The following is a 21259-nucleotide window of genomic DNA, read 5'->3' as shown; positions in this document are numbered from 1 at the left end:
TGTCCAGTATCCTTGTATAACGTATCGCAACAGAGCAGAAGACATCAAGCGTGAAAATAATAGAAGGGATTCAAAATGCGGGTTTTGGAAGGATGTAAAAAAAGACCCACATAAAGATGTGAGTCTGCAGTCGTTAGTTCTGATTTTCTAATTTCTCTAGAACTTTTTTGGGAATTGTGTCTTTTTCAACGCCATTCGGGCCTTTTATTGTACGCTTTTCACTGATCACCGCTTTTACATAAGAATTTGGGGTTAAGGGTTTTGCGTTATCTTCTGATAATGAAACCTCGAGTGTTTGTGTGCTACCATCTTCTTTTACAAAGTTTAACGTGTAATCGTAAGAATACCAAGGCGACTGGTCGCCGATGCCACTTTTACTTTCATGCTCTACCTTAGGCGGAATCTCAGATGGGACATACGCGTAAGCTGTTTGTCCTGAGTAGGTGGATTGATAATATTCATAGCCTTTGTATCCGGCAAACCCTAAAAGTACGACTAAGACGAATCCGATTATTTTTTTCATATAAACCATCCTTATCCTCAAATATGGAGCTATTATAACAGAATGGTTCTATAGATGACCTTTCATCAAACGAACAGTTTTGCAAGGAGAAACGTTACTAGCCAGTCTAGGAAAGGTGGGGAACGTCGCTAATAAAGGGTTCTATCTATAAATCGTCAGGGGATTGTTGCTTAGAGTGACTAGAAATAAGTGCGGAATCAGGCGAAAAGACCTTAATAAAAAAACACAGCATGTAAAATGTTTCTTTTTTGTATGCTCACCAGCAGACTATTTGATGAGACGTGCCGTTTGTTTTTTCACTATTGAAAGGCGAAAAATGGCGCACCAGTTTAATAAAAAACCAGCAAAGGCGCTCCGTAAGAGGACCGTCTTTGCTGGTTTTTTTCTACTGAAAATGTTTGAGCGCAGGCCATGACAGCTGCTTACGGCTCGATTTTACTATACAAATCGAGGGCTCTTTTTCTGGCTTCGTTGTGATCAACTATAGGCAACGGATAGTTGGTGCCTAAAACTACCTTTAGGTCGGCTTGTTCTTCGTCAGTCATCAGGTAAGGTTCGTGGATGAATTTTAGCGGCAATTGGGCGAGTTCGGGAACAAATTGTTTGATAAACGTCCCCTCTTTGTCGAATTTTTTCCCCTGAGTGATGGGGTTGAAAATTCGAAAGTAAGGAACGGCATCGGTGCCGGTCGAAGCTGCCCATTGCCAGCCGCCGATATTGCTGGCAGCGTCGTAGTCGATCAATTGTCGAGCAAAATAGGCTTCTCCTTGCCGCCAATCGATCAGTAGATCTTTGGTTAGAAAGGAAGCGACGATCATCCGTAGACGGTTATGCATCCAACCGGTTTGATTCAGCTGCCGCATCGCGGCATCAATGATCGGATAGCCGGTTTGCCCTGCTTGCCATTTGTTTAGCGCCTCTTCATCCTTTTGCCAATCCATATTTCGATATTTCTCAATGAGTTCATAGTTTTTTTGCTCCGGATGAGTGAAGTAGATCATATGATAAAAATCTCGCCATGCCAGTTCTTTTAAAAAGGTCGCTTTGCCAGTGCTGGGTGGCATTCCTTGGCAAGCGGCCCAAACCTTCCGAATAGAGAGTTGTCCAAAAGACAAGAAAGGAGACAGGCGGCTGGTTCCTTTGATTGAAGGGAGATCTCGATCTTTTTCATAGGCGGCCAAACGCTTTTGCACAAAGGCCTGCAATTGTTTATGCGCATAGTCTTCCCCAACGATCGTTGAAAAATCGGTCTTTCTATTTTTTAGCAGCTTAGCAAGCAACGCTGTCCCTGCTTTAAAGTGAGATGCATCATCAAAATCAACGGCTTTTTCAAAATCAAGGGCCTGCTTTTGATAGACCGGTTTGGGCAGCTGGATCCATTTCTTATAATAGGGCGTAAATTTTTTGTAATACGTCCCGTCCTCTTTGGTGACTTCCGTTGGTTGGTGCAGATGATGTTCTTCAAAGGAATGGACAGTGACGCCTTTTTTCTCGACCAATTCTTTTATGTAGAGGTCGCGTTTACGACCATATCCACGGTTATCAAAGTTGAAGTACAGTTGGCTCCATTCTGGATAGCAAGCGAACAACTGATCAAAGGCTTCTGTCAAAGTCCCCGTCAAGAGGTGGATCGTCAGATTTTGTTTTTTGGCAGCCTCGATAAAGTGAGCAACCGCGCTAAAAAAGTAATCATGGCTTGGTGCATCGGGGAGAAACTGCTTTTCATTGAGATGAAACACACACAACAATTGGTCGTTTGCTTGAAGAGACGCAAGCGCCTCAGTCAGTGCCGTGTTGTCCTCTAAGCGCAGATCCTTTCTAAACCACATCACATGAATTGCCATACAAACCTCCTTGATAGTATAACCGTGCAAAAACGATCGGATTTCGTTTATAGTAATGGAAAGATGGGATTTATTCAAATTTGGCGATTACGCAAAGAAAACTGCTGTTGCAACAAGTCGAGGGACTTACAGGTTTTTCTTTAGTTGGCACGCCGATTTGAATAGGCGCTTGTCATTTACTGTATCGTTTCTGCAAATCGTCTCTTCTTAATAAATAATAGGTAAAAAATGAGTAGTAGGGGATGAAATGAGTTACATTTGCGTAACGAGAACGTATATAATCATAGTATATAGTGAGGCTTTTTGCTTTAGCATTTATTAATAAGCGCATATTTGGATGGAGTGAAGGATGATCAAAAACAAATTACAGCAATATAAAATTTTAACGATTTTACTGATACTTGTGACGGTTGGATTAATTCTCTTTTTAAATCAAATGATTTATGCTTGGCAGGCCATTGAAATTTTGGCGATTCTTCTTTGTGGCTACTTAGTGGTTTTTGATCAAAGGGATGGAACTTCGAAGATTGCTTGGATCTTAGCTTTATTGTTTTTACCGATTGTAGGAGTCATGTTGTATTATTTAATTGGCCGCGAACCTCGATTAAGGAAATTGCCCAAACAGCAGATACAAAATGAACGGGAAGTACAGCGAACGGTTTCGGCTATTCTGCAAGAACATTCAGAGATCATTCATGAGAAACATGATCTCTCCAATGAGATTTTTCATCTTTCGGGCAAGTATCCCACAACTAATAATCATCTGACCCTATTAAACGAAGGCACTGAGGCGTTCGCTTCTTTGTTAGAAGATATCAAAAAAGCCAAGCATCATGTGCATGTGTTTTTTTATATCGTTAAAGGGGATGAAACAGGGGAGGAGCTGACAAATATTTTGGTCGAAAAGGCCAAACAAGGGGTGGAAGTTCGGTTTATGTATGATAGCGTGGGGTCGATCGCCTTTCCTAATCAATTGTTATTAATGATGCGAAAGAATGGGGTAGAGGTACGCACGTATGATTTGTTGAACTCGCCTTGGCTAAGTAATAAAGCGAACTGGCGCAATCACCGTAAAATGGTCGTTATTGATGGGGGGATTGCACATACAGGAGGCATGAATATTGGAAATGAATATAGTGGGCGAGGCAGTAAGTTTTCTTATTGGCGAGACACAAACTTCCGGATAGAAGGACCTGCTGTTCTAGAAGTTCAAGAGTGCTTTATTTATGATTGGCTCTTTCTTGATGAGACGGAAGAAACGGTCACTCATTTTTTGACACAGACAGCTACGTATTTTCCGTTGAAGACCGACGTTCAAAGCGGTTCGGAAATCGTTCAGGTAATCTACGGCGGACCCTATGATAGCGAGCGAATCATTAAGGATTCCTTTAATGATCTCATTGGAAAGGCAACGGATTCGATTAAGATCGCCATGCCTTACTTTATTCCTGATGAAGAAAGTTTAGGTGCGCTTAGAAGAGCAGCACGGTGCGGGATCAACGTGCAATTGATCGTGCCGGGAAAAGGGGATCGAGGAATTTCTTTTCATGGCACGAATTCGTTTATTGATGACCTATTATCTGCCGGCGTCGAAGTCTACACCTATGATGAGACTGCTTTTATTCACTGTAAATATATGATCGTCGATGAGTTTGCTGCAACGATCGGGTCAACAAATTTTGATATTCGTAGTTTTTACCTTAACCATGAGTTATCGATGTTTATCTATGGGCCGTCTAAAATAATCACAGAGTTAAATCAGCAATTTATGGAAGACTTAGCTCATGCAAAATTAGTAGAAAAAGAAGAATGGCAAGCCAGAAGCCTTTTGACGAAAACAAAAGAAAAAATCAGTGGCTTGTTTGTTCCGATTCTTTGAAGGAAGATAGTGAACAAAAGAAAAAACTCGATTCCATCATCTGGAATCGAGTTTTTTGCGTTATTTTCTTCTAGCAGCTCGAAAATAATTGATCCCGGTTCCTGCAAATACTACGAAACTAGCCAATAGGAACAAAAATCCTACGGGGATTAGATAGAAATTTTCATGTAAAATGCCGGATTGATCGATGTATTCTACGGCGCTTGCTTTGATGAAGAAGCAGGCAAAGCCGAATAGTAGTAAAAATGTTCCGATCAAGGTCGTGATCAAATTGAGTTTGGCGCGTCGAGTCTCGCTGCCGTCTTTGATTAGTTTTTCAGTGATCTTGTTCACTTGAGTTCCTCCTAAAATCAATTCATCAAGCGAGAGTTGAAAAATTGTGGCGATGGCAATCAACATTTCTAAATCTGGTAGATTGCGATTGTTTTCCCAGTTCGAAACGGCTTGTCTTGTCACGTGTAGTTGAGTGGCAAATTGTTCTTGGGTCAAGTTATTTCTTGTGCGTACTTCTTTGATTTTTTCGCCAAATTCCATCTTTTTTTCCTTTCGCTGATGTGACTTAAGCATAGTCGAAACCCACGCTGATTCCAAGAAAGCAGGGCTTGCTTCTTGATAAATCAAGGGAAAGTGGTGCTTGCGTCGTTTTTTATCTGCTGTTTTTTTGAGAGGAGCATCGTTTTTATTCTGAGGTCGTGAAAAACGTCTTTGACGAAGTGACCTTGTAGTGTGTTATTTTTTACTGCATATCTTTTTGTTTATTATAGCACTGAGGCTAAGGGGAAGGAAATATGTGGCTTTTTTTCCTCTTCCTTGATTGGTACATGTCCGATATATGACAGTTTATCGAGCGGGGAGCAGCGCAACAGCAAGGTTCTTTTCTTAAAGAAAATCACTTAGTTGACAAATCGCAAAACATCTTGTTTAATATACCCCAAGGGGTATACGAAAGGAGCAAGAAATGTTTTCACTATTTAAGCGCATACCAAGTATGTCAACAGCAGATTTACAAAAAGAAGGAGCCAAAGAATGGACGGTTTTGGATGTACGCACGCCGGCGGAGTACCGCAGCGGACACATTGCCTACGCCAAAAATGTACCGTTAAATAAGATTGCTGGATTTACTAAAAAAGGTGACAAGAAACTGGCAGTCATTTGCCAATCAGGGATGCGAAGCAAACAAGCAGCCAAAATCCTAAATAAAAAGGGTTTTGATGTGGTCAATGTTCGCGGTGGCATGAATCAATGGCGGGGAACAACCAAAGGAGGAAAGTAACGATGGAAAAAATAGTTATTGTCGGTGGGGTAGCAGGGGGAATGTCGGCAGCCACGCGCTTACGTCGACTTAAAGAAGCAGCGGAGATCATTGTTTTTGAAAAAGGTCCTTTTGTCTCTTTTGCGAATTGTGGGCTGCCGTATGCTATTTCTGGTGAGATTAAAGAGCGAGACGCCTTATTGGTCCAAACACCTGAAGCATTAAAAAAACGGTTTAACCTAGATGTGCGGCCTTTTCATGAGGTACTGGCGATCGATCCGCAGGAGAAAACGGTGACAGTCAAAAACAGCGAGCAAATTTTCACTGAATCTTATGATGCGTTGATTTTATCACCGGGGGCAAAACCGCTAGTACCGGCGATCAAAGGGCTAGAAGAAGCAACCAATGCCTTTTCTTTGCGCAATGTTCCTGACTTAGACCAAATCATGGCGCATCTTGAAGACAAAAAGCCTCAAAAAGCGACGATCATTGGCGCTGGGTTTATTGGGTTAGAAGTCGCTGAAAATTTACATAAAAAAGGCCTCGAAGTTACGATCGTAGAAAAAGCACCCCACGTATTGCCACCTTTGGATGAAGAGATGGCGGCGTATGTCAAAAATGAATTGATCAAGCAAGGGGTCAATGTTTTGACCTCGCAGTCAGCGACCGCTTTTGAAAAAGCAGGGCAAGAAATCGTTCTGGAGGATGGCACGGTCCTGGCTTCAGACGTCACGATTCTTTCGGTAGGTGTCCAACCAGAAACGGATTTGGCGAAACGTGCTGGTATTGAATTGGGACACCGGGGGGGTATCCTGGTAGATGATCGATACCAAACTAGCAAGAAAGACATTTACGCGGTGGGAGATGCCATCGTTGTGAAACAACAAATCACCAACGAAGACACGCTGATCTCCTTGGCGTCACCAGCCAATCGCCAAGGTCGGCAAGTTGCGGATGTATTGGGAGGACTGACTCGCAAAAACAAAGGCAGTATTGGGACGGCGATCGTGCGCGTATTCGGTCTTGCCGCAGCGTCCACTGGGTTGAGTGAGCGCAGCGCCAAACTGGCGGGGCTAAATCCTCAGGTGGTTCATCTTTCAGGCAAAGACCATGCTGGGTATTATCCTGATGCGACGGATATTTATTTGAAACTGATTTTTGATGCAGATACTGGAAAAATCTACGGTGCGCAAGGCATCGGTGCCAAAGGGATCGACAAACGGATCGATATTTTGGCAACAGCGATCAAAGGCGGCTTAACGATCTTTGACTTGCCTGAACTGGAATTCACCTATGCACCGCCTTTTGGCTCAGCCAAAGATCCAGTGAATATGATAGGCTATGCGGCGATCAATCTGGCAGAAGGAATCAGTGAGAATATCCAATGGCACGAATTGACGGAGGCCTTAGAAAACGGTAAGCAGTTGTTGGATGTTCGTTCAGAGATGGAATTAACCAATAATGGGCGTTTTCAACAGGCACTCCACATTCCGTTGGATGAATTGAGGGATCGGTTGTCTGAATTGGATCCAAGCGTTTCGTATGTCGTTATGTGTCATAGCGGTTTGAGAAGCTACATTGCCGAACGCATCTTAAAACAAGCGGGCATCAATTGTCAAAACCTCGATGGTGCCTTTTCGTTGTATAATACTATTAAGCCGGAGATGATTATTCATGATTAAAGCCATATCTATGGAGGAATTTACCCAAAAAGAAAAACGTGAACCACTTGAGATCCTTGATGTTAGAGAAGTTGATGAGTTTGCACAAGGACACATCAAAACAGCACAAAACCTACCGTTGAGCGAGCTTACGGAACAAATCAGCGACTTAGAGAAGGATAAAAATTACTATGTCATCTGTCATTCAGGGGCTCGTTCGCAAATGGCGTCTGAGTTTTTGAGCCAGCAAGGGTTTCAAGTGACCAATGTCCTCGGTGGCATGTCAGCATGGAGAGGAGAAATCAAACGATGACCGCATGCAACAAAGATATTTTGAATCGGTTAAAACGAACCGAAGGCCAGTTGCGGGGGATTCAAAAAATGATCGAAGACGAGAAAGAATGCGTCGATGTCATCACGCAATTGTCCGCCGTCAGTTCCAGCGTCAACCGTATTATGGGGATCATTGTCGCTGAAAATTTGAAAAATTGTTTGGAAAATCCAGACAGCGACACGGAAACCCAAAAGCAGAAAATCGATCAAGCCGTTCAGCTGATCGTGAAGAAATAACGGAATTTTTGAAAGATTTATCGCGTTTTTTATCATCCCATGGAAAAGGTTCAGAAGAGCAGTATGTTCTTCTGGACCTTTTTATTCTTCATCAGTGATTGCTTGTCGACACCAATAGAGGAAACAAGCGGAGATTGTCGGTATGTTTTGTTTTTTAATTATGAAGGAATATACACCGAGAAGGCTGTATGGTTAAATGGAGGGAGAAACGTCAAAACGCCCGATGGGTCGTTGAGTATTTGCGACTATTAACGATCGCTTGCATTGTGACGTTAATCACAATTAGCGGGTGGGCGTTGCGCAGTTATGGCGAAGGAGAGAGGAGAGCTTCTTGAACAAAAAAATACAGTCTTTTACATTGCCTTTGATTGCTTCCAATTTGTTTCAAATCATTATTGCACAAGTTTCATTAGCGATTATTTCAAGAAGATCCACGGAAGCGCTGGCGGCGATCGCACTGATCGACGGGTTTCTCTATGCTTTTGTGGGTATCTTAGGTGCGATTGGGCTGGCTTTTAATATTTATGGCGCAAAGGCAGTCGGGCAAAGAGAAGAGACGCAGTTAAATGATTATCTGTCGTCGGTTCTTTTTCTATTAGTCGCGATCGGTGTGAGCTTTTTGCTGATTTTTCTGCTTTTTGGACGGGGTATCTTGCAGGTTGTCTACGGATTTAGTGAGGATTTACTAGGAACTGCGACATTGTATCTTGCAATCATGTCTCCCTACCTTTTACTTACGTTAGTCACGTTTGTTTTTACTAGCCTCTTAAAAATTGAAAAGAAAACGAACTACATTCTGGGTGTTTCGATCATTAGTGCGTTGGTACAGGTGTTGCTTAGCTATCTATTGATCAACGGCAATCTCGGTTTTCCCGCCATGGGGGTCTTAGGCAGTGGCATCGCAAATATGCTTGCGACTTTGTGCTTACTGGGGAGTTATGGGGTTCTTTTAAGAGAAAGTCTAGCAAGAGGGCTGAAACAAAGACCACGAAAACGTGCCTTTTTATTGAAAAAATCGGTTCCCTTAATGATTCAGGAATGCTTTGAGGGTTTAGTCTTTATTATTGCTTTTGAAGCTTTCGTCTCACGATTGGGTGTCAGTACGCTGGCCGCCTATGCGATCGGCAGCCAAGGATTGATGATCGCACGGTTGCCTGCTTTGATGTATGGCAACGCAGTGACCGTCTTTGCGAGTGAGGCGAATGGTCAGAAAAATCGTCAGAAGATTTTAGCAGTGGGAAAAAGTACCTTCGCTTCTTCTTTCGTGGCTTATGTCGGAATCGCCAGTCTGATCTGGGTCTTTCGTCCTGCTTTTTTTCAGTTGTTTACTACAGATGTCGTTGTTTTAGACTTGTTGCCAGCTATTCTACCAATTATGCTGGGGATAATGCTCGTCAGTCCGTTATATGAAATCACAAAATACCTATTACAAAGCTTGGAGTGCAGTCGCACGGTTTGTGTGTTGACAGGATGCGTCAACAGTCTTGTTTTAGTGGGAATCATGGGCTTTTGGCGCAGTGGGCAGCTGAACTTTTTCTTCCTATACTGTCTATACGGCATGAATTTCCTGATTCTCGGTGGTTTCTTTGCAGGGCTGTTTTATTGGACGATCAAGCAGCGTGATCCTCAGGGCAAAGGACGCCTTTGAGGGTTAAAAAAGCGAAGGTGCTGCTGAGCCTTCGCTTTTTCGTCGCCTACAATTGGACAGGGGGATTAATTGTGGCTGACTTCTTCGTAAAAAATGGCGTTGCGTTCTGCAATCAGTTGGGTTTCCCTTCGCTCTAATTCAAGAAAGGTTTCGTCTGCCAGCAATTCGGCAGCAGAGTAGCCGGCAGCCAAGAAGTTTTCGGCATAGGTCAATTTCTGATTCGTGATGTTTCTTCGTTGCTCGGCAATGACGAGCAGCTGTTTCACATTCATACACTCACTCCATTCTTTTATAAAAAGCAAGTACTAAAAGAGGACAGCTGATAATACTTGCAAGTCAACGGTGAAGGCGGGAAAACGATCATGGTCAGCTATTTGTAAATAAGAGGAGAACGACAGGTTCGTTTCTGATTGATCGTTTTATACGGAAGCTTTGTACTAAGTATAAAAAAATTTCCCCCGTAGCAACAGAACGTAGTCGTTTACATAAAGCAACGATTGGTTTACATTCTTTGGACAAGTGGGTGTCACAAGAAAACCAAGCAATTTTGTCCTGGGAAACGGCGGGATTTGACGACAAAAAAACCTGCGGCCACATCAAGCGGAAGCAGGTTTCACGGGCTAGTAGAAATAGCTTAAACGGTTTGTTTTGCTGGGCGTAGCAAGACTTCGCTGATCGCCACATGTTTGGGCTGTTGAATGGCATAAACCACTGCATTTGCTACATCTTCTGGCGTTAGGCTGTTGCCTTCTACGCGAGAGGTTTCTTTCAAGGCTGCTTCTAGTTGAGCATTGCCGACGGTTTCAAACAATTCCGTGGAGACCATTCCTGGAGAGACGATGGTGGAGCGAATGCCATGTTCACGTTCTTCTTGGCGCAAGCCTTCCATGATTGCACGAACTGCAAACTTTGTCCCGTTGTACACGGCAGAACCCGGGTAAATGACATGTCCGGCAACTGAGTCAGTGGCGATGATCAAACCGTCTTGTTGTTTTTGCATGATAGGCAGCACAGCGCCGATCCCATTCAATACCCCCATGATATTGATATCCAGCATTTTTTGCCAGCTGTCATAATTCAACTCTGCTAAGTTTCCTTGAGGCATAATGCCAGCATTATTAAAAAGGACATCAATCCGACCAAAGGAGGTCATGGCTAAATCAATGACTTGCTGGACTTGTTCGCGATTGGTGACATCGGCTGTTTGATACAAGACATTTTCTCCTAATTTTTCAGCCAGTGCTTTGATGCGCTCTTCACGGCGGGCAGCGATCACTACTTTTGCCCCTTGTTCGGCTAGTTTAACGGCGGTTGCTTCCCCAATTCCTGAAGATGCTCCCATAATTACGATAACTTTTTCTTTGATTTCTGTCATTTGTATTTCCTCCAGTGAATGATTTTTTCATCGAATCCTGATATTGCCAATGGCGAACCTATGAGACGATAGGTGATTGACAGTTCAGTGCTTGCGGTGTATTTTAATTGTAGAACCTGAAGTTAGGTTTAGGTCAAGCGATAAACAACATTTTTTTAGGAGCGATGCAAGTGAGTTACTCGATTGGCGAAGTATCACAAACGACCAATATCCCCATCTCGACTCTGCGTTATTACGATCGAGAAGGGATGTTTCCGAAGTTGGCCCGCAGTAATGGCGGCATTCGGGTGTTTTCAGAAAAAGAAGTAGCGACGATCAAAGTGATCGATTGTTTGAAGAATACCGGCATGCCCATCAAAGACATCAAGAATTTCTTGGATTGGGGCGAGGAAGGCGATGCGTCTTTGCAGAAACGGCAGCAGCTGTTTCATGAACGCTTGGAAGAAGTCACAAAGCAAATGGCAGCCTTGCAAGAAACCATGAATACGATCAAATACAAATGCTGGTACTACGATACAGCAATGGCAGCAGGCACCGAAGCGGTAGTAAAAGAGCTACCGCTAGAAGAAATACCAGAAGAAGTCCGGGCATACAAACTGTAAGCAAAGAGAAAAACCACCTGCTGTTTTTGCAGGTGGTTTTTCGATTGTACTAGTTTTGCTGGGAAAATCAACCTTGCCAGTTGCCATTTTCTAATGAAAGACTGACAATCCCACGAAAATGGGCTCTGTTATTCAGTAGCCCTACTCAATAACCCCCACTGGAATCAAATAGCGGGGTTCATTTTCCGTCGGCAGTTGTAATAATTCTTTGAGTTCATGATCCGTGAAGGCGCCGATCGGCACAGCGCCTAATCCTAACGCTTGGGCTTGCAAAAGGACGTTTTGGGCGGAATGTCCGACTTCGATATAGGCATAACGTTCGATTCCTCGGTCCCCATAGCGCTCGATCAGTCGTTCATAAACCACTGTATAAAGCAATGTAGCAGGTGCTCGTTGGATCGCTTGCTGATCCAACGAACCTTCCGCCAATGCGGTCCGAAAATCGCCGGCAAGAACTTTTGCTAAGGCATGTTGCTCAGGTTGATACAGATAAAGCCCTGGCTCAAGCCCCGTTACCTGTGTAACCACGACATAGAGGTCTAAGGGATACAAGGCACCAGCCGAAGGCGCTGTCCGGCGACCATCTTCTGTAGTGACACCGGCAGCGGCCCATAAAAGCTGTGCCAGCTGTTCTTGTGTTAGCTCGGTGTCTTGAAAATCCCGTTGCGAGCGCCGCTCGAAGAGAGCTTCCGCCACACTGGTTTCCCCATCTAAGATCGGTTGCGGCAATGGAAAAGTTTCATAGGAAACCGCTGGTTCAAAAGGAGTGACCGTGTCGGTAGTCGGTTGTTCTTCAATCGGTGCCTTATCCGCACTGCAGCCAGTGAGGAGTAAGCCCAACACCAAAAGAGCGCCTAAACGAGCAAAGCGAAATCGTTTGTAACGGGTCATGAGGATTCCTCCTTTTTCTAAGGACTTCGTGTTATTTATAAGTATAACAAGGATTGCTTTTTCATGCGCTTTTATTCACAAATGTGTGAGCAGTGGCAACCGCATCAGCTCAATCAGGTCATAGGGAAAGCAGATTTTTTAATATTTTCTAAAGGCTTTAAAAGTATTGCCATCGAGAAATCGTCTAGATTCTGTTCTGGCTCTTTCAATCAATGATCATTGGAAAAGAGTGTAGCAAATGCCAGAGTGTTATCTAAAGGAAGACAAGCATCATAAGATGGGGAACAACCCTTCGAGGAGCTTTCTGGAAAAAATAAAGCCCCCCTTGTCTCTTGCGACAAAGGGGGCGGGACTAACTATTCATTTCTGCGACTTCTTCCTCCATATCAAAATCTAACTGTTTGGCAGCATTAAGCTGGTCGCTATAGTAGCTGGCAAGCTCTTCAGCAGATTGCGGTGTTAGATTGTTGAAGGCAAAAGTCACATAGGAGCCATGATCCTCTAGACAAATCGAATTGATAGTGAAGCGACGCTTATCATCGTAAAAGACGTAACTTTCACCTGGTACGAAGATTTGCTCGGGATGAGTCCGGACACGGAAGCCATTGAAACTCATTTGATACATTTCGAACGTCTTGGCATCATAAGAAAGCTGACGATTGATGGCGATACTCAAGGCTTCACTATCACTTTCGATAAAACGGTTTTTCCCGATCAAAATGGCATAAAACAAGCCATAGAGGTTATAGATCGACCAAATCAAGGTCACGATATAGCCGAATTCATAGCCTTCTCCTCGGTACAAACGATACCCAGCTACCAGACAGGCAAAGGAAATCCAAGTAAAGAGGATGATGTGGGGCAAGACGGTTCGCCAATCAAAGGCGTTGCTGCCGACGATCTCTTTTTTGGTCACGTTGAATTTTTTCTGTGATTTCATAAATTCTTTGATCAATGCCCCAGTGTGGATAGGAGCGACAAAGCAATCATAGGTGTGGGAACTTGTCAGGTTCCTGATCTTAGGGACATACAGCCGAAACGACAGGGAAATCATAATGAAAGGCGGTAAAAAGAACAACAATAATTGGTGATTGTTGCTTCTGACGATAAAGATATCAAAAACCATAAATAAGGTTGGTGCCAATAAAAAGATGATTTTTTGGAAAGAGGTAAACCAATACAAATAGGAGTTGTAATAACAAAGTTTTTGCATAAAAGACAACCCTTTTAAGCGGCGCGGTTTGAAGTGGTCAAAAATTTGTTTTGTTCCTTGCGCCCACCGAGTCCGTTGTGAGGTCAGCTCTTTGGCAGTGTAAGGAGTGATCCCCAAGGCATAGGCTTTATTGATAAAAATCGTTTCATAGCCAGCGTCTTGTAAAAGCATCCCGGTCGCCATATCTTCGGTGATACTGCTGGTAGGAACGCCGCCGATCTCTTCAAGGGCACTGCGACGAATGATGGCATTGGTACCGATATGGATCAAAGCATTCTCACGAGAAAGTGCTGGTTCTAGAAAGCGCATGAATAATTCCTGTTCGTTGTACATGGATTTGCGCAGTAATTGAAAGGGATATTTGTTATAAAATGTTTGTGGATATTGCACCAATGCAACTTTAGGATTGCGAAAATAGTCGACAGCTTCAAAAATAATGTTCTTTTTTACGATAAAGTCAGCATCCAGAAGCAAAATCAAGTCACTGCTAGTTTGGGACAAGGCATAGTTGATATTCCCAGCTTTGGCATTGGCATTTCCTTCGCGGGTCAAATAGCCGAGATTCATTCGCTCGGCCATTTCTTTTAGTTCCTCTCGATGGCCATCATCGCAGATATAGATTTTTTTATTGGGGTATTTCAAGGCTTTGACAGCTAATGCTGTGGCGATCACCAGCTTGATGTCTTCATTGTAAGTGCAGATAAAAGCGGCGACACTTGGCAAGAATTCTTCTGCTTCATCCCCCTCGTAGCGGTATTCTTTTGAGAGCTTATTGGAAAAAAGGTAAACAAAAAAGCCATAGACAAATAAACCAATGACTTCCGCAATATAGAGAATGATCCCAAATACTAGTGAAGCAGAACTATCAATCGGGATCGTGAAAAATAAACGCCAAACCAAGTAAATAAGCAGAAAAGCAATCGTGATCTTCGAAAACAGCTGTTTGATGCGATTATTTTTCTTTGCCAGGAAATACAACAAGAAAATGACCAAAAACAACCCAGATAAATAAACCAATTCCAAACCAATCTCCTCCTTTGTTATACTAAAATAGTAATAAGTTTTTAAAAATAAATCAAAGTAAACGATTGCATGTTTTTTAACATATAAGAAAGAAGAAGGAGGACAAGTACGAAGAAGAGAAAAAGGCCATACAAAAACCCTCCAGCAACGAATTGCTGGAGGGCTTCATTTAATTGGCAGCTGCCAATGCTGCTTGGTTTTGTTTGGCATGATAGGCTTCCACGTCTAGTATTGCCTGTTTAAACATTTCTCGCGTGATCTCATAAGGCACGTGGACGATGTCATTGGTGGTCATTGCTTTGTCTAAGATTGCCTCAAGGTCGCTGGTGTCGTTAAGGCCCATATCCGCTAGGCAAACCGGCAGTTTGTTTTCCTTCATAAAGGCGTAGATGCGCTGGAAGAGGGCATCTTGCTGATCGAGCTGCAACAAGGCCAAAACGCCGTAACTAACGGATGCGCCGTGTAAATAGTCTTCCATTTTTTCCAAAACGGTCGTTCCGTAGTAAAAGGAATGAGCAAGGGCGGAGTTGTAATCATTGATGACTAAGACGGAAACTAAGCCGGTGGTTACGATGATATCCAAGACGACTTGCTCAATGGCATAAGACGGCTGATTGGCGGCACTGTCTTTCAAGGCTTGTGTGCCGTATTGCAATAAGCGTTCCGTGCACATTTTGCCGATTTGGATGCCTAACCCATCGGTGTAATCTAACTGATCGCCCCGCGCTGAAAATGTCGATTCGATCTCTTTGGAGAGGGCATCGCCGATTCCTGCCCATAAGTACTTGTCGGGGGCTTGGGCGATGATCTCACTGTCGATAAAGGCATGGGTCGGCGGTTGCGAAGGGAAAAACAACCCTTGCATCTCGCCGTTTTCTTTATAGATGACACAAACCGCGGTGACTGGTGAGCAGTTGGAGCCGATCGTTGGAAAGGTGAAGACTGGTTTGCCTGCTTTTTCTCCAACCACTTTGACGGTATCGCAAACGCGGCCGCCGCCAACGGCGAATAGAACATCGGCGGCTTGGACGCTTGGATTGGCTAACAGCTGATCGACGTTTTCATAGGTCGAGTTGCCGCCGTACCACAAGGTATCCGTCACTTTGACTGCCGACGTTAAACCGGCTTTGATCTTGTCTTCGGCTTTTTCAAGGGCGGTTTTTCCGCCGATGATCACGGCATTGGTGCCGTATGGTTTTACGATGTCATTTACTTTTTCGTAGGCGTCCGCCCCGATTGTGTAGTTTGGCAAAAAGATACTTTGACTCATACTGTTTTCCTTCTTTCTTGGCCACGAGATTGGCTAAAATTGGTCCGGTAATTTGATGGATCACCATGCCGACTGCGGCAGGGGTAACGGTTGCAGCAATGGCGGCAAAGTGGGCATTGGCTAACGAGATCGCTAGGCCGGTATTTTTCATTCCTAATTGAAACATGATGGATTTGGCTTGGGTGGCACTGACGCCCATCACACGGCTCAGACCATAGCCTGCACCGTAGCCAATCAAGTTATGGAGCAAGACTAAGAAAATCACGATCAAGCCAGATTGGACGATGACGGCACCGTTGCGAGCGACAGTTCCGGCAACGATCAATAAGATACTAACGGAAGAAATCAAGACAAATGATTGCAGAAATCGCTCGATGTGCTTGGCAATGAGTTTGTGGACGATCACCCCTAAAATGATTGGCAAAAGCACCATCTGCAAGACAGACAAGAGCATTTCCCAGAAGGAGATCTCAGTATACTGACCAGCCAAGATGTAAACCAAAAAGGGGGTAACGACGGTCGCTAACAAGGTCGATACCGTGGTCATGGAAACGGTGAGGGCGACATCGCCTTTGCCAATAAAGGTCATGACATTGCTGGCGGTTCCACCAGAAACGCAACCTAGTAGGACAAACCCGATGATCAAACCGGAAGAAAGACCAAACAGCTGCGCTAAGCCGTAAGCCACCAAAGGACTGATGGTGAACTGGAAAAGCACTCCTAAGATGAATGCTTTAGGCTGTAAGACGACCATTTTAAACGCAGCAACGTTTAAAGTCATCCCCATACAAAACATGATGATGCTCAAAAGAATCGTTGTACGAGGCGGAATCCATAAGAAGGGTTGCGGGAAGAAATAAGAGACGATCATCAATAAAATCATGATATAGATCAAATACTTGTTTACAAAAGCAGCGATCGTGTTGACGGTTTTCATAAGAAAAAATCATCCTTCCTTTTTCTGCATGACCAATCAAGTGTTCAAACAGAAGGGGTCTTTAGAATAAGTGCAGTGCATAACCGTGGGGAATCGGCAGCAGTTGTTCAACGAGCGTTTGGGATCTATCTGACATCAATGTGTCAGTTTGTAAAAGGCCGCTTCCTTGAAAATGGGTATAAAAAAACACTCCATCTCAAGAAGCTGATCTTCTTTTTGGATGCAATGTGAATAGGGACTCTTTGAATGTATAAAATCAAACAGTCCCGGCTATAATAATAAAATAATTCGTTTGCTAACATTGGTGCGGGTCATATACGCCACCGTCCTTTTCTTTATTTGGAATTTTCTAAATATTTAAATTATTTCTACCTAGTCTACAAAAGAGTCAAGGCTTTGTCAATCGTTTGAGAAAATTTTTTTCATTTTTTTGGGTGTTTTTTTTAAAACATGGGTTTCTATGGGGAAAAACAGCAAGAATTGGTTTGTGCTGTGCCTTTTTCCCCTTCGTTTAGAAACAGAATAGTTGTTGGATCTTGGTTTTTGTCCTACGATGATACTAGCAAGAGTTGGAAAAAGAAACGAGAGGAGCAAAGAAAATGAAAATTTTTGTCGTTGGTGCTACTGGACGAGTAGGTCAAAAATTGATCGACTTTCTAGAAAAACAAGGACACATCGTTTATGCTGGTGCGCGCAGCAGTGAGAAAATCACAGAAACGGAGACGATCAAGCCCGTGTTTTTTGATTTACACACGGAACCGGAAGAGATGGCAGCCAAATTCGCCGATGCGGAAGCGGTATACTTCGTGGCGGGTTCCCGAGGCAAAGACTTGCTGCAATCCGATCTGTATGGTGCGGTCAAAGTGATGCAAGCCGCCGAATCAAAAGGAATCAAACGCTACATCCACCTTAGCTCAGCCTATGCCTTAGAACCTGAACAGTGGCAAAGGGAAGGCATGGCGTCATTGATGGATTACACGATCGCCAAGTTTTTCTCTGATCGCTGGCTGATCGACAATACCGCACTAGAGTATACGATTTTGCAGCCGGGTGCGTTGAAAGAAACTCCAGGATCTAGTTTGATCGAGATCAGTGAAACGACCTCTGGTGCGATCCCCATCGAGGATGTCGCCGTCTTGTTAGGTGAAATGCTGGAACGTCCAGCAACCTATCAAAAAGTCATCAAAGTCCAAGCAGGAGAAACACCCATCAGTGAGGCACTGGATCAGCTTTAAGGCGAGCCTTTGGGCTTGAAGAGAATGTACTGAAGGAGCTGTACGGCAATGAATCGTTGTCGTGCGGCTTTTTTTCGTAAAAACTTTGAGATGCCCCTTCATTGCTATGAAAGCGATGACTCTTGACTTTGGAAAAATAGTTTGTTACGCTTATTGCTAACTTTAGAGGGGGTGGTAAACGAATGTCAAGCGACTCGAGTGACGGTGAGCAGAAACACTATTTTGACTTACCTTACTTTTTAATTGAATAGGAGACCAACAACAGCGCGTTATTTAGGAGCAGTTTCTAAATAAGGGGCTTATTTGTGTTATCCATCAATGAAAAAAGAAAAGGAAGAAGAATAAATGAATAAAAAAGAGTTTCAATTATCAGTGTCAGAAACAATCGAACAGTATCAGGTGCCCTCTATCGATCAAGGATTAGATGAGGCGCAAGTAACCGAGCGGTTAGAAACCTACGGATTGAACCAATTAGCGGTCAAAAAAACCGCCAAGTGGCGGTTGCTGCTGCGACAATTTCATAACACGATCATCTACATTTTGATTTTCTCCGCCATCTTAACGCTGCTGATGGGGCATTTCTCTGATGCCGTGATCATTGGCATCGTCGTACTGGTCAATGCGTTGATCGGTTATTACCAAGAAGCCAATGCTTCCGATGCGTTAGAACGGATCAAAGAGATGCTATCAGCAGAAGCCACGGTCTATCGGAATGGGATTCGGCAAGATATTCCAGCTGCTGAAGTCGTTCCGGGGGATGTCGTATTCTTAGAAGCCGGCGACAATGTGCCTGCGGATCTGCGGATCATCGAAGCCGACAACTTGCGGATCCAAGAATCCGCCTTGACTGGTGAAGCCGATTCGGTGGAAAAAATAACAGATACCTTAGTGGATGAAGCAACCCCATTAGCGGAACAACGGAATTTGGCATTTGCTTCGACGTCCGTGACGTCAGGAAGTGGGAAAGGGATCGTGATCGCTACTGGCGCGAATACTGAGATCGGGAAAATCTCCACAGAAGTCAATCAAACAGAAGAACGAAAAACGCCGTTAATGAAAGAGATCGATGGACTGGGGAAAGGCATCACCTATGTGATCATGGGCGTGGCGGTCTTGCTGTTTATCGTTAGTTTGTTCCAGCAAACCTATGCGATCTCTGTCCTGTCCTTAGCCGTCGTCACCGTGATCGTCGGCTCGATCCCAGAAGGATTGCCCGCAACGACCTCGGTGGTTTTGGCGATGGGTGTCAGTGATATGGCAAAAAACAAGCACACCATCATCAAAACACTGCCAGCGGTTGAAACGCTAGGCTCAGTGGATGTGATCGCGACGGATAAAACCGGTACCCTGACCAAAAATGAAATGACAGTTAAAGACATCGTATTGGCTGAGCAGGAATACGAAGTGACGGGTGACGGCTATGCGCCGGTGGGCGTGATTCGTCCAAAGCAGGAGGACGTATACACGCAAGACATCTTGCAGTTGTTTTTGGAAGCCGGCTACGAAGCCAACGATACGGTATTAGTTCCAGAAGGAAATCACTGGACGATCAATGGGGAACCAACAGACGGCTCCTTTTTAACGCTGTATCATAAGCAATTTGCCTATCCGCAAGCACCCGCTTACCAAGAGCTGGATATGCTGCCCTTTGATTCGGACAACCGCTACATGGCGAAACTAGTGGCAAACCCTGCGGGGGAGCGCTTGTTATTTGTTAAAGGCTCCCCAGATAAATTGTTTGAAATGGTGCAAAAACAAGCGGCGCCTTTTGATGAAGCCTATTGGACAGGCCATGTCCGCCGCTTGTCGGCAGAAGGCAAACGAGTGGTAGCGGTGGGCTATCAGAAAGTTTCGATCGATCACATTGATGAAACGATTTTTGAGCAAGGGCTGCAATTACTAGGGATCGCCGGGATCATCGATCCGCCGCGAGAAGAAGTGATCGCTTCCCTGAAGGAAATGAACCAAGCCGGTGTTCAAGTAAAAATGATCACGGGGGATCACCCTCTGACTGCCAAAGCGATTGGGGAAAAGCTTGGTTTAGCTGATGAGATTCACGTCGTGACTGGTGCCGAGTTGGATCAGATGAGTGAAGCCGAATTTCAAGATGCTGCCTTGACGAATCAAGTCTTTGCACGAACCACGCCGAAAAATAAATTGGACATTATCAGAGCGCTACAAGCCAAAGGCAAAGTCACGGCGATGACAGGGGACGGGGTTAACGATGCCCCTGCGTTGAAGCGGGCGGATATCGGTGTAGCGATGGGGATCAGCGGCACGGATGTAGCCAAAGACTCTGCTGATATGATCTTGACCGATGACAATTTCGGTACCATGTCCTTAGCGATTCGCGAAGGACGCAGGATCTATGACAACATCAAAAAGAGCATTCTGTTTCTGTTGCCGACATCTTTTGCCGAAGGGCTGATCATTGCCTTTACGATCATGATGCAAAAAGAATTGCCGCTGCAGGCGACACAACTGCTGTGGATCAACATGGTTTCTGCTATTACGATCCAGTTTGCGTTTATCTTTGAACCAGCAGAGTCTGGGATCATGAACCGCAAACCGCGAAAGACAGGCAATAAATTGTTGAATCGCCACGATATTTGGCAGATGGCGTATGTATCGATCTTGATGGCAGTCATCAGTTTGATCGCCCATGACTGGCTCTTGCTGCAAGGCGTCAGCGAAGCCGTTGCCAGTACCATGATGGTCAATATCGTGGTCTTGAGTAAGATTTTCTATTTGTTCAACATCCGTACCAGTGCACCAGCATTTTCTAAAGCTTCCTTCACCAATCCAAAAGCGTTCGTGATCATTGGGGTGATGCTGGTTCTGCAACTGTTATTGACCTATGTTCCATTTATGCAAAGTGCTTTTCATACTGAGGACATGTCCTTGATTGGCTGGGTCATCTCAGCAGCTTCTGGGATGGTCGTCTTACTCGTGACGGAGTTCGATAAATGGCTTCGTTCGAGAAAAAATATTTAACCTAGGTTTTCTCGTATTTTTTACAGGCAAAATCACCTTGCTGCAGCTCAGGAAAATGGCGGAACGACAAGGGATTTCTGCTGTCGCTGATTTGGGTTTGCCAAAAGAAAAAGCCAAGAGGAATTCTTCTCGGCTCGTAATCAGGCCTATTGACAAACAAAAATGGTCGGGCTAAAATGCACATGAATTGAATAGTATTCTTCGGGGCAGGGTGTAATTCCCGACCGACGGTGACAAGCGCAATGCTTGAAGTCCGTGACCCGCATAGCTATGCGGTGGAGCCAGTGTGAATCTGGCACCGACAGTGAAAGTCTGGATGGGAGAAGAAAAACCACAAAATTT

The 21259-nt window shown here is 44.3% G+C and carries 18 protein-coding genes and 1 riboswitch; of the genes, 9 read left to right on the top strand and 9 right to left on the bottom strand.

Annotated features, from left to right (window positions below; genetic code table 11):
• Positions 1–133: 133 nt before the first annotated feature.
• Both ENLAB_RS08055 and ENLAB_RS08050 read right to left on the bottom strand, forming a co-directional pair.
• Positions 134–532: a YxeA family protein gene (locus ENLAB_RS08055; RefSeq protein WP_325811560.1), complete on the bottom strand. Its 399-nt coding sequence runs from the start codon at positions 530–532 to the stop codon at positions 134–136.
• 413 nt (positions 533–945) lie between these two features.
• Positions 946–2367 (bottom strand): cryptochrome/photolyase family protein, encoded by a 1422-nt coding sequence (locus tag ENLAB_RS08050; protein WP_077454100.1) that lies wholly within the window; start codon positions 2365–2367, stop codon positions 946–948.
• Between the two features lie 349 nt (positions 2368–2716).
• On the opposite strand from ENLAB_RS08050, the gene cls reads away from it, so the two are divergent.
• Positions 2717–4246: a cardiolipin synthase gene (gene cls, locus ENLAB_RS08045; protein ID WP_244353363.1), complete on the top strand. Its 1530-nt coding sequence runs from the start codon at positions 2717–2719 to the stop codon at positions 4244–4246.
• Between the two features lie 60 nt (positions 4247–4306).
• Here cls and ENLAB_RS08040 read toward each other — a convergent pair whose 3' ends face one another.
• Complete coding sequence (locus tag ENLAB_RS08040) at positions 4307–4780, bottom strand: DUF3955 domain-containing protein (RefSeq protein ID WP_077454102.1); 474 nt, start codon at positions 4778–4780, stop codon at positions 4307–4309.
• Between the two features lie 424 nt (positions 4781–5204).
• Here ENLAB_RS08040 and ENLAB_RS08035 point away from each other — a divergent pair, with 424 nt between their 5' ends.
• From ENLAB_RS08035 to ENLAB_RS08015, 5 genes are all read left to right on the top strand, one after another.
• Entirely contained in the window at positions 5205–5519 is a 315-nt protein-coding gene (locus tag ENLAB_RS08035) for a rhodanese-like domain-containing protein (protein ID WP_086316654.1), read from the top strand.
• A 2-nt stretch (positions 5520–5521) separates the two neighbouring features.
• Positions 5522–7180 (top strand): FAD-dependent oxidoreductase, encoded by a 1659-nt coding sequence (locus ENLAB_RS08030; protein WP_244353361.1) that lies wholly within the window; start codon positions 5522–5524, stop codon positions 7178–7180.
• Complete coding sequence (locus tag ENLAB_RS08025) at positions 7173–7472, top strand: rhodanese-like domain-containing protein (RefSeq protein WP_081119226.1); 300 nt, start codon at positions 7173–7175, stop codon at positions 7470–7472. Before ENLAB_RS08030 ends, ENLAB_RS08025 begins: the two co-directional genes overlap by 8 nt.
• On the top strand, positions 7469–7729 hold the full coding sequence (locus tag ENLAB_RS08020; protein ID WP_005230585.1) for a metal-sensitive transcriptional regulator: 261 nt from the start codon (positions 7469–7471) through the stop codon (positions 7727–7729). The genes ENLAB_RS08025 and ENLAB_RS08020 overlap by 4 nt, the downstream gene beginning before the upstream one ends.
• 331 nt (positions 7730–8060) lie before the next feature.
• Complete coding sequence (locus tag ENLAB_RS08015; protein ID WP_244353360.1) at positions 8061–9377, top strand: MATE family efflux transporter; 1317 nt, start codon at positions 8061–8063, stop codon at positions 9375–9377.
• Positions 9378–9442: 65 nt separating this feature from the next.
• Here ENLAB_RS08015 and ENLAB_RS08010 read toward each other — a convergent pair whose 3' ends face one another.
• Positions 9443–9649: a hypothetical protein gene (locus tag ENLAB_RS08010; protein WP_008380254.1), complete on the bottom strand. Its 207-nt coding sequence runs from the start codon at positions 9647–9649 to the stop codon at positions 9443–9445.
• Positions 9650–10011: 362 nt separating this feature from the next.
• Positions 10012–10752 carry an SDR family oxidoreductase gene (locus ENLAB_RS08005; protein WP_008380252.1) on the bottom strand — a complete coding sequence of 247 codons (741 nt, stop codon included), beginning with the start codon at positions 10750–10752 and terminating at the stop codon, positions 10012–10014.
• Between the two features lie 164 nt (positions 10753–10916).
• Between ENLAB_RS08005 and ENLAB_RS08000 the strand changes: the two genes are divergently transcribed.
• Positions 10917–11354 carry a MerR family transcriptional regulator gene (locus ENLAB_RS08000; protein ID WP_005230594.1) on the top strand — a complete coding sequence of 146 codons (438 nt, stop codon included), beginning with the start codon at positions 10917–10919 and terminating at the stop codon, positions 11352–11354.
• A 141-nt stretch (positions 11355–11495) separates the two neighbouring features.
• On the opposite strand, the gene ENLAB_RS07995 is transcribed toward ENLAB_RS08000, so the two are convergent.
• The 4 genes from ENLAB_RS07995 to ENLAB_RS07980 form a co-directional block, all read right to left on the bottom strand.
• Positions 11496–12245, bottom strand: a complete 750-nt coding sequence (locus ENLAB_RS07995; protein WP_244353359.1) for a SagB/ThcOx family dehydrogenase — start codon at positions 12243–12245, stop codon at positions 11496–11498.
• 352 nt (positions 12246–12597) lie between these two features.
• Positions 12598–14481, bottom strand: a complete 1884-nt coding sequence (locus ENLAB_RS07990) for a glycosyltransferase family 2 protein (protein ID WP_244353358.1) — start codon at positions 14479–14481, stop codon at positions 12598–12600.
• A gap of 169 nt (positions 14482–14650) precedes the next feature.
• Positions 14651–15751, bottom strand: a complete 1101-nt coding sequence (locus ENLAB_RS07985) for an iron-containing alcohol dehydrogenase family protein (RefSeq protein WP_244353357.1) — start codon at positions 15749–15751, stop codon at positions 14651–14653.
• Entirely contained in the window at positions 15687–16688 is a 1002-nt protein-coding gene (locus tag ENLAB_RS07980; RefSeq protein WP_244353356.1) for a bile acid:sodium symporter family protein, read from the bottom strand. The genes ENLAB_RS07985 and ENLAB_RS07980 overlap by 65 nt, the downstream gene beginning before the upstream one ends.
• 599 nt (positions 16689–17287) lie before the next feature.
• On the opposite strand from ENLAB_RS07980, the gene ENLAB_RS07975 reads away from it, so the two are divergent.
• Positions 17288–17923: an NAD(P)H-binding protein gene (locus ENLAB_RS07975; RefSeq protein ID WP_244353355.1), complete on the top strand. Its 636-nt coding sequence runs from the start codon at positions 17288–17290 to the stop codon at positions 17921–17923.
• A 345-nt stretch (positions 17924–18268) separates the two neighbouring features.
• The gene (locus ENLAB_RS07970) at positions 18269–20917 is read left to right on the top strand and encodes an HAD-IC family P-type ATPase (protein WP_244353354.1); all 2649 of its coding nucleotides are present in this window, start codon (positions 18269–18271) and stop codon (positions 20915–20917) included.
• Between the two features lie 193 nt (positions 20918–21110).
• Positions 21111–21249: riboswitch (FMN riboswitch) on the top strand.
• Positions 21250–21259: the final 10 nt, after the last annotated feature.

It is taken from the genome of Enterococcus innesii, from assembly GCF_022846515.1.
GTDB classification, from domain to species: Bacteria; Bacillota; Bacilli; order Lactobacillales; family Enterococcaceae; genus Enterococcus_D; species Enterococcus_D innesii.
The sequence above is the reverse complement of the archived record's forward strand: the minus strand, read 5'-3'. Positions and strand labels throughout refer to the sequence as shown.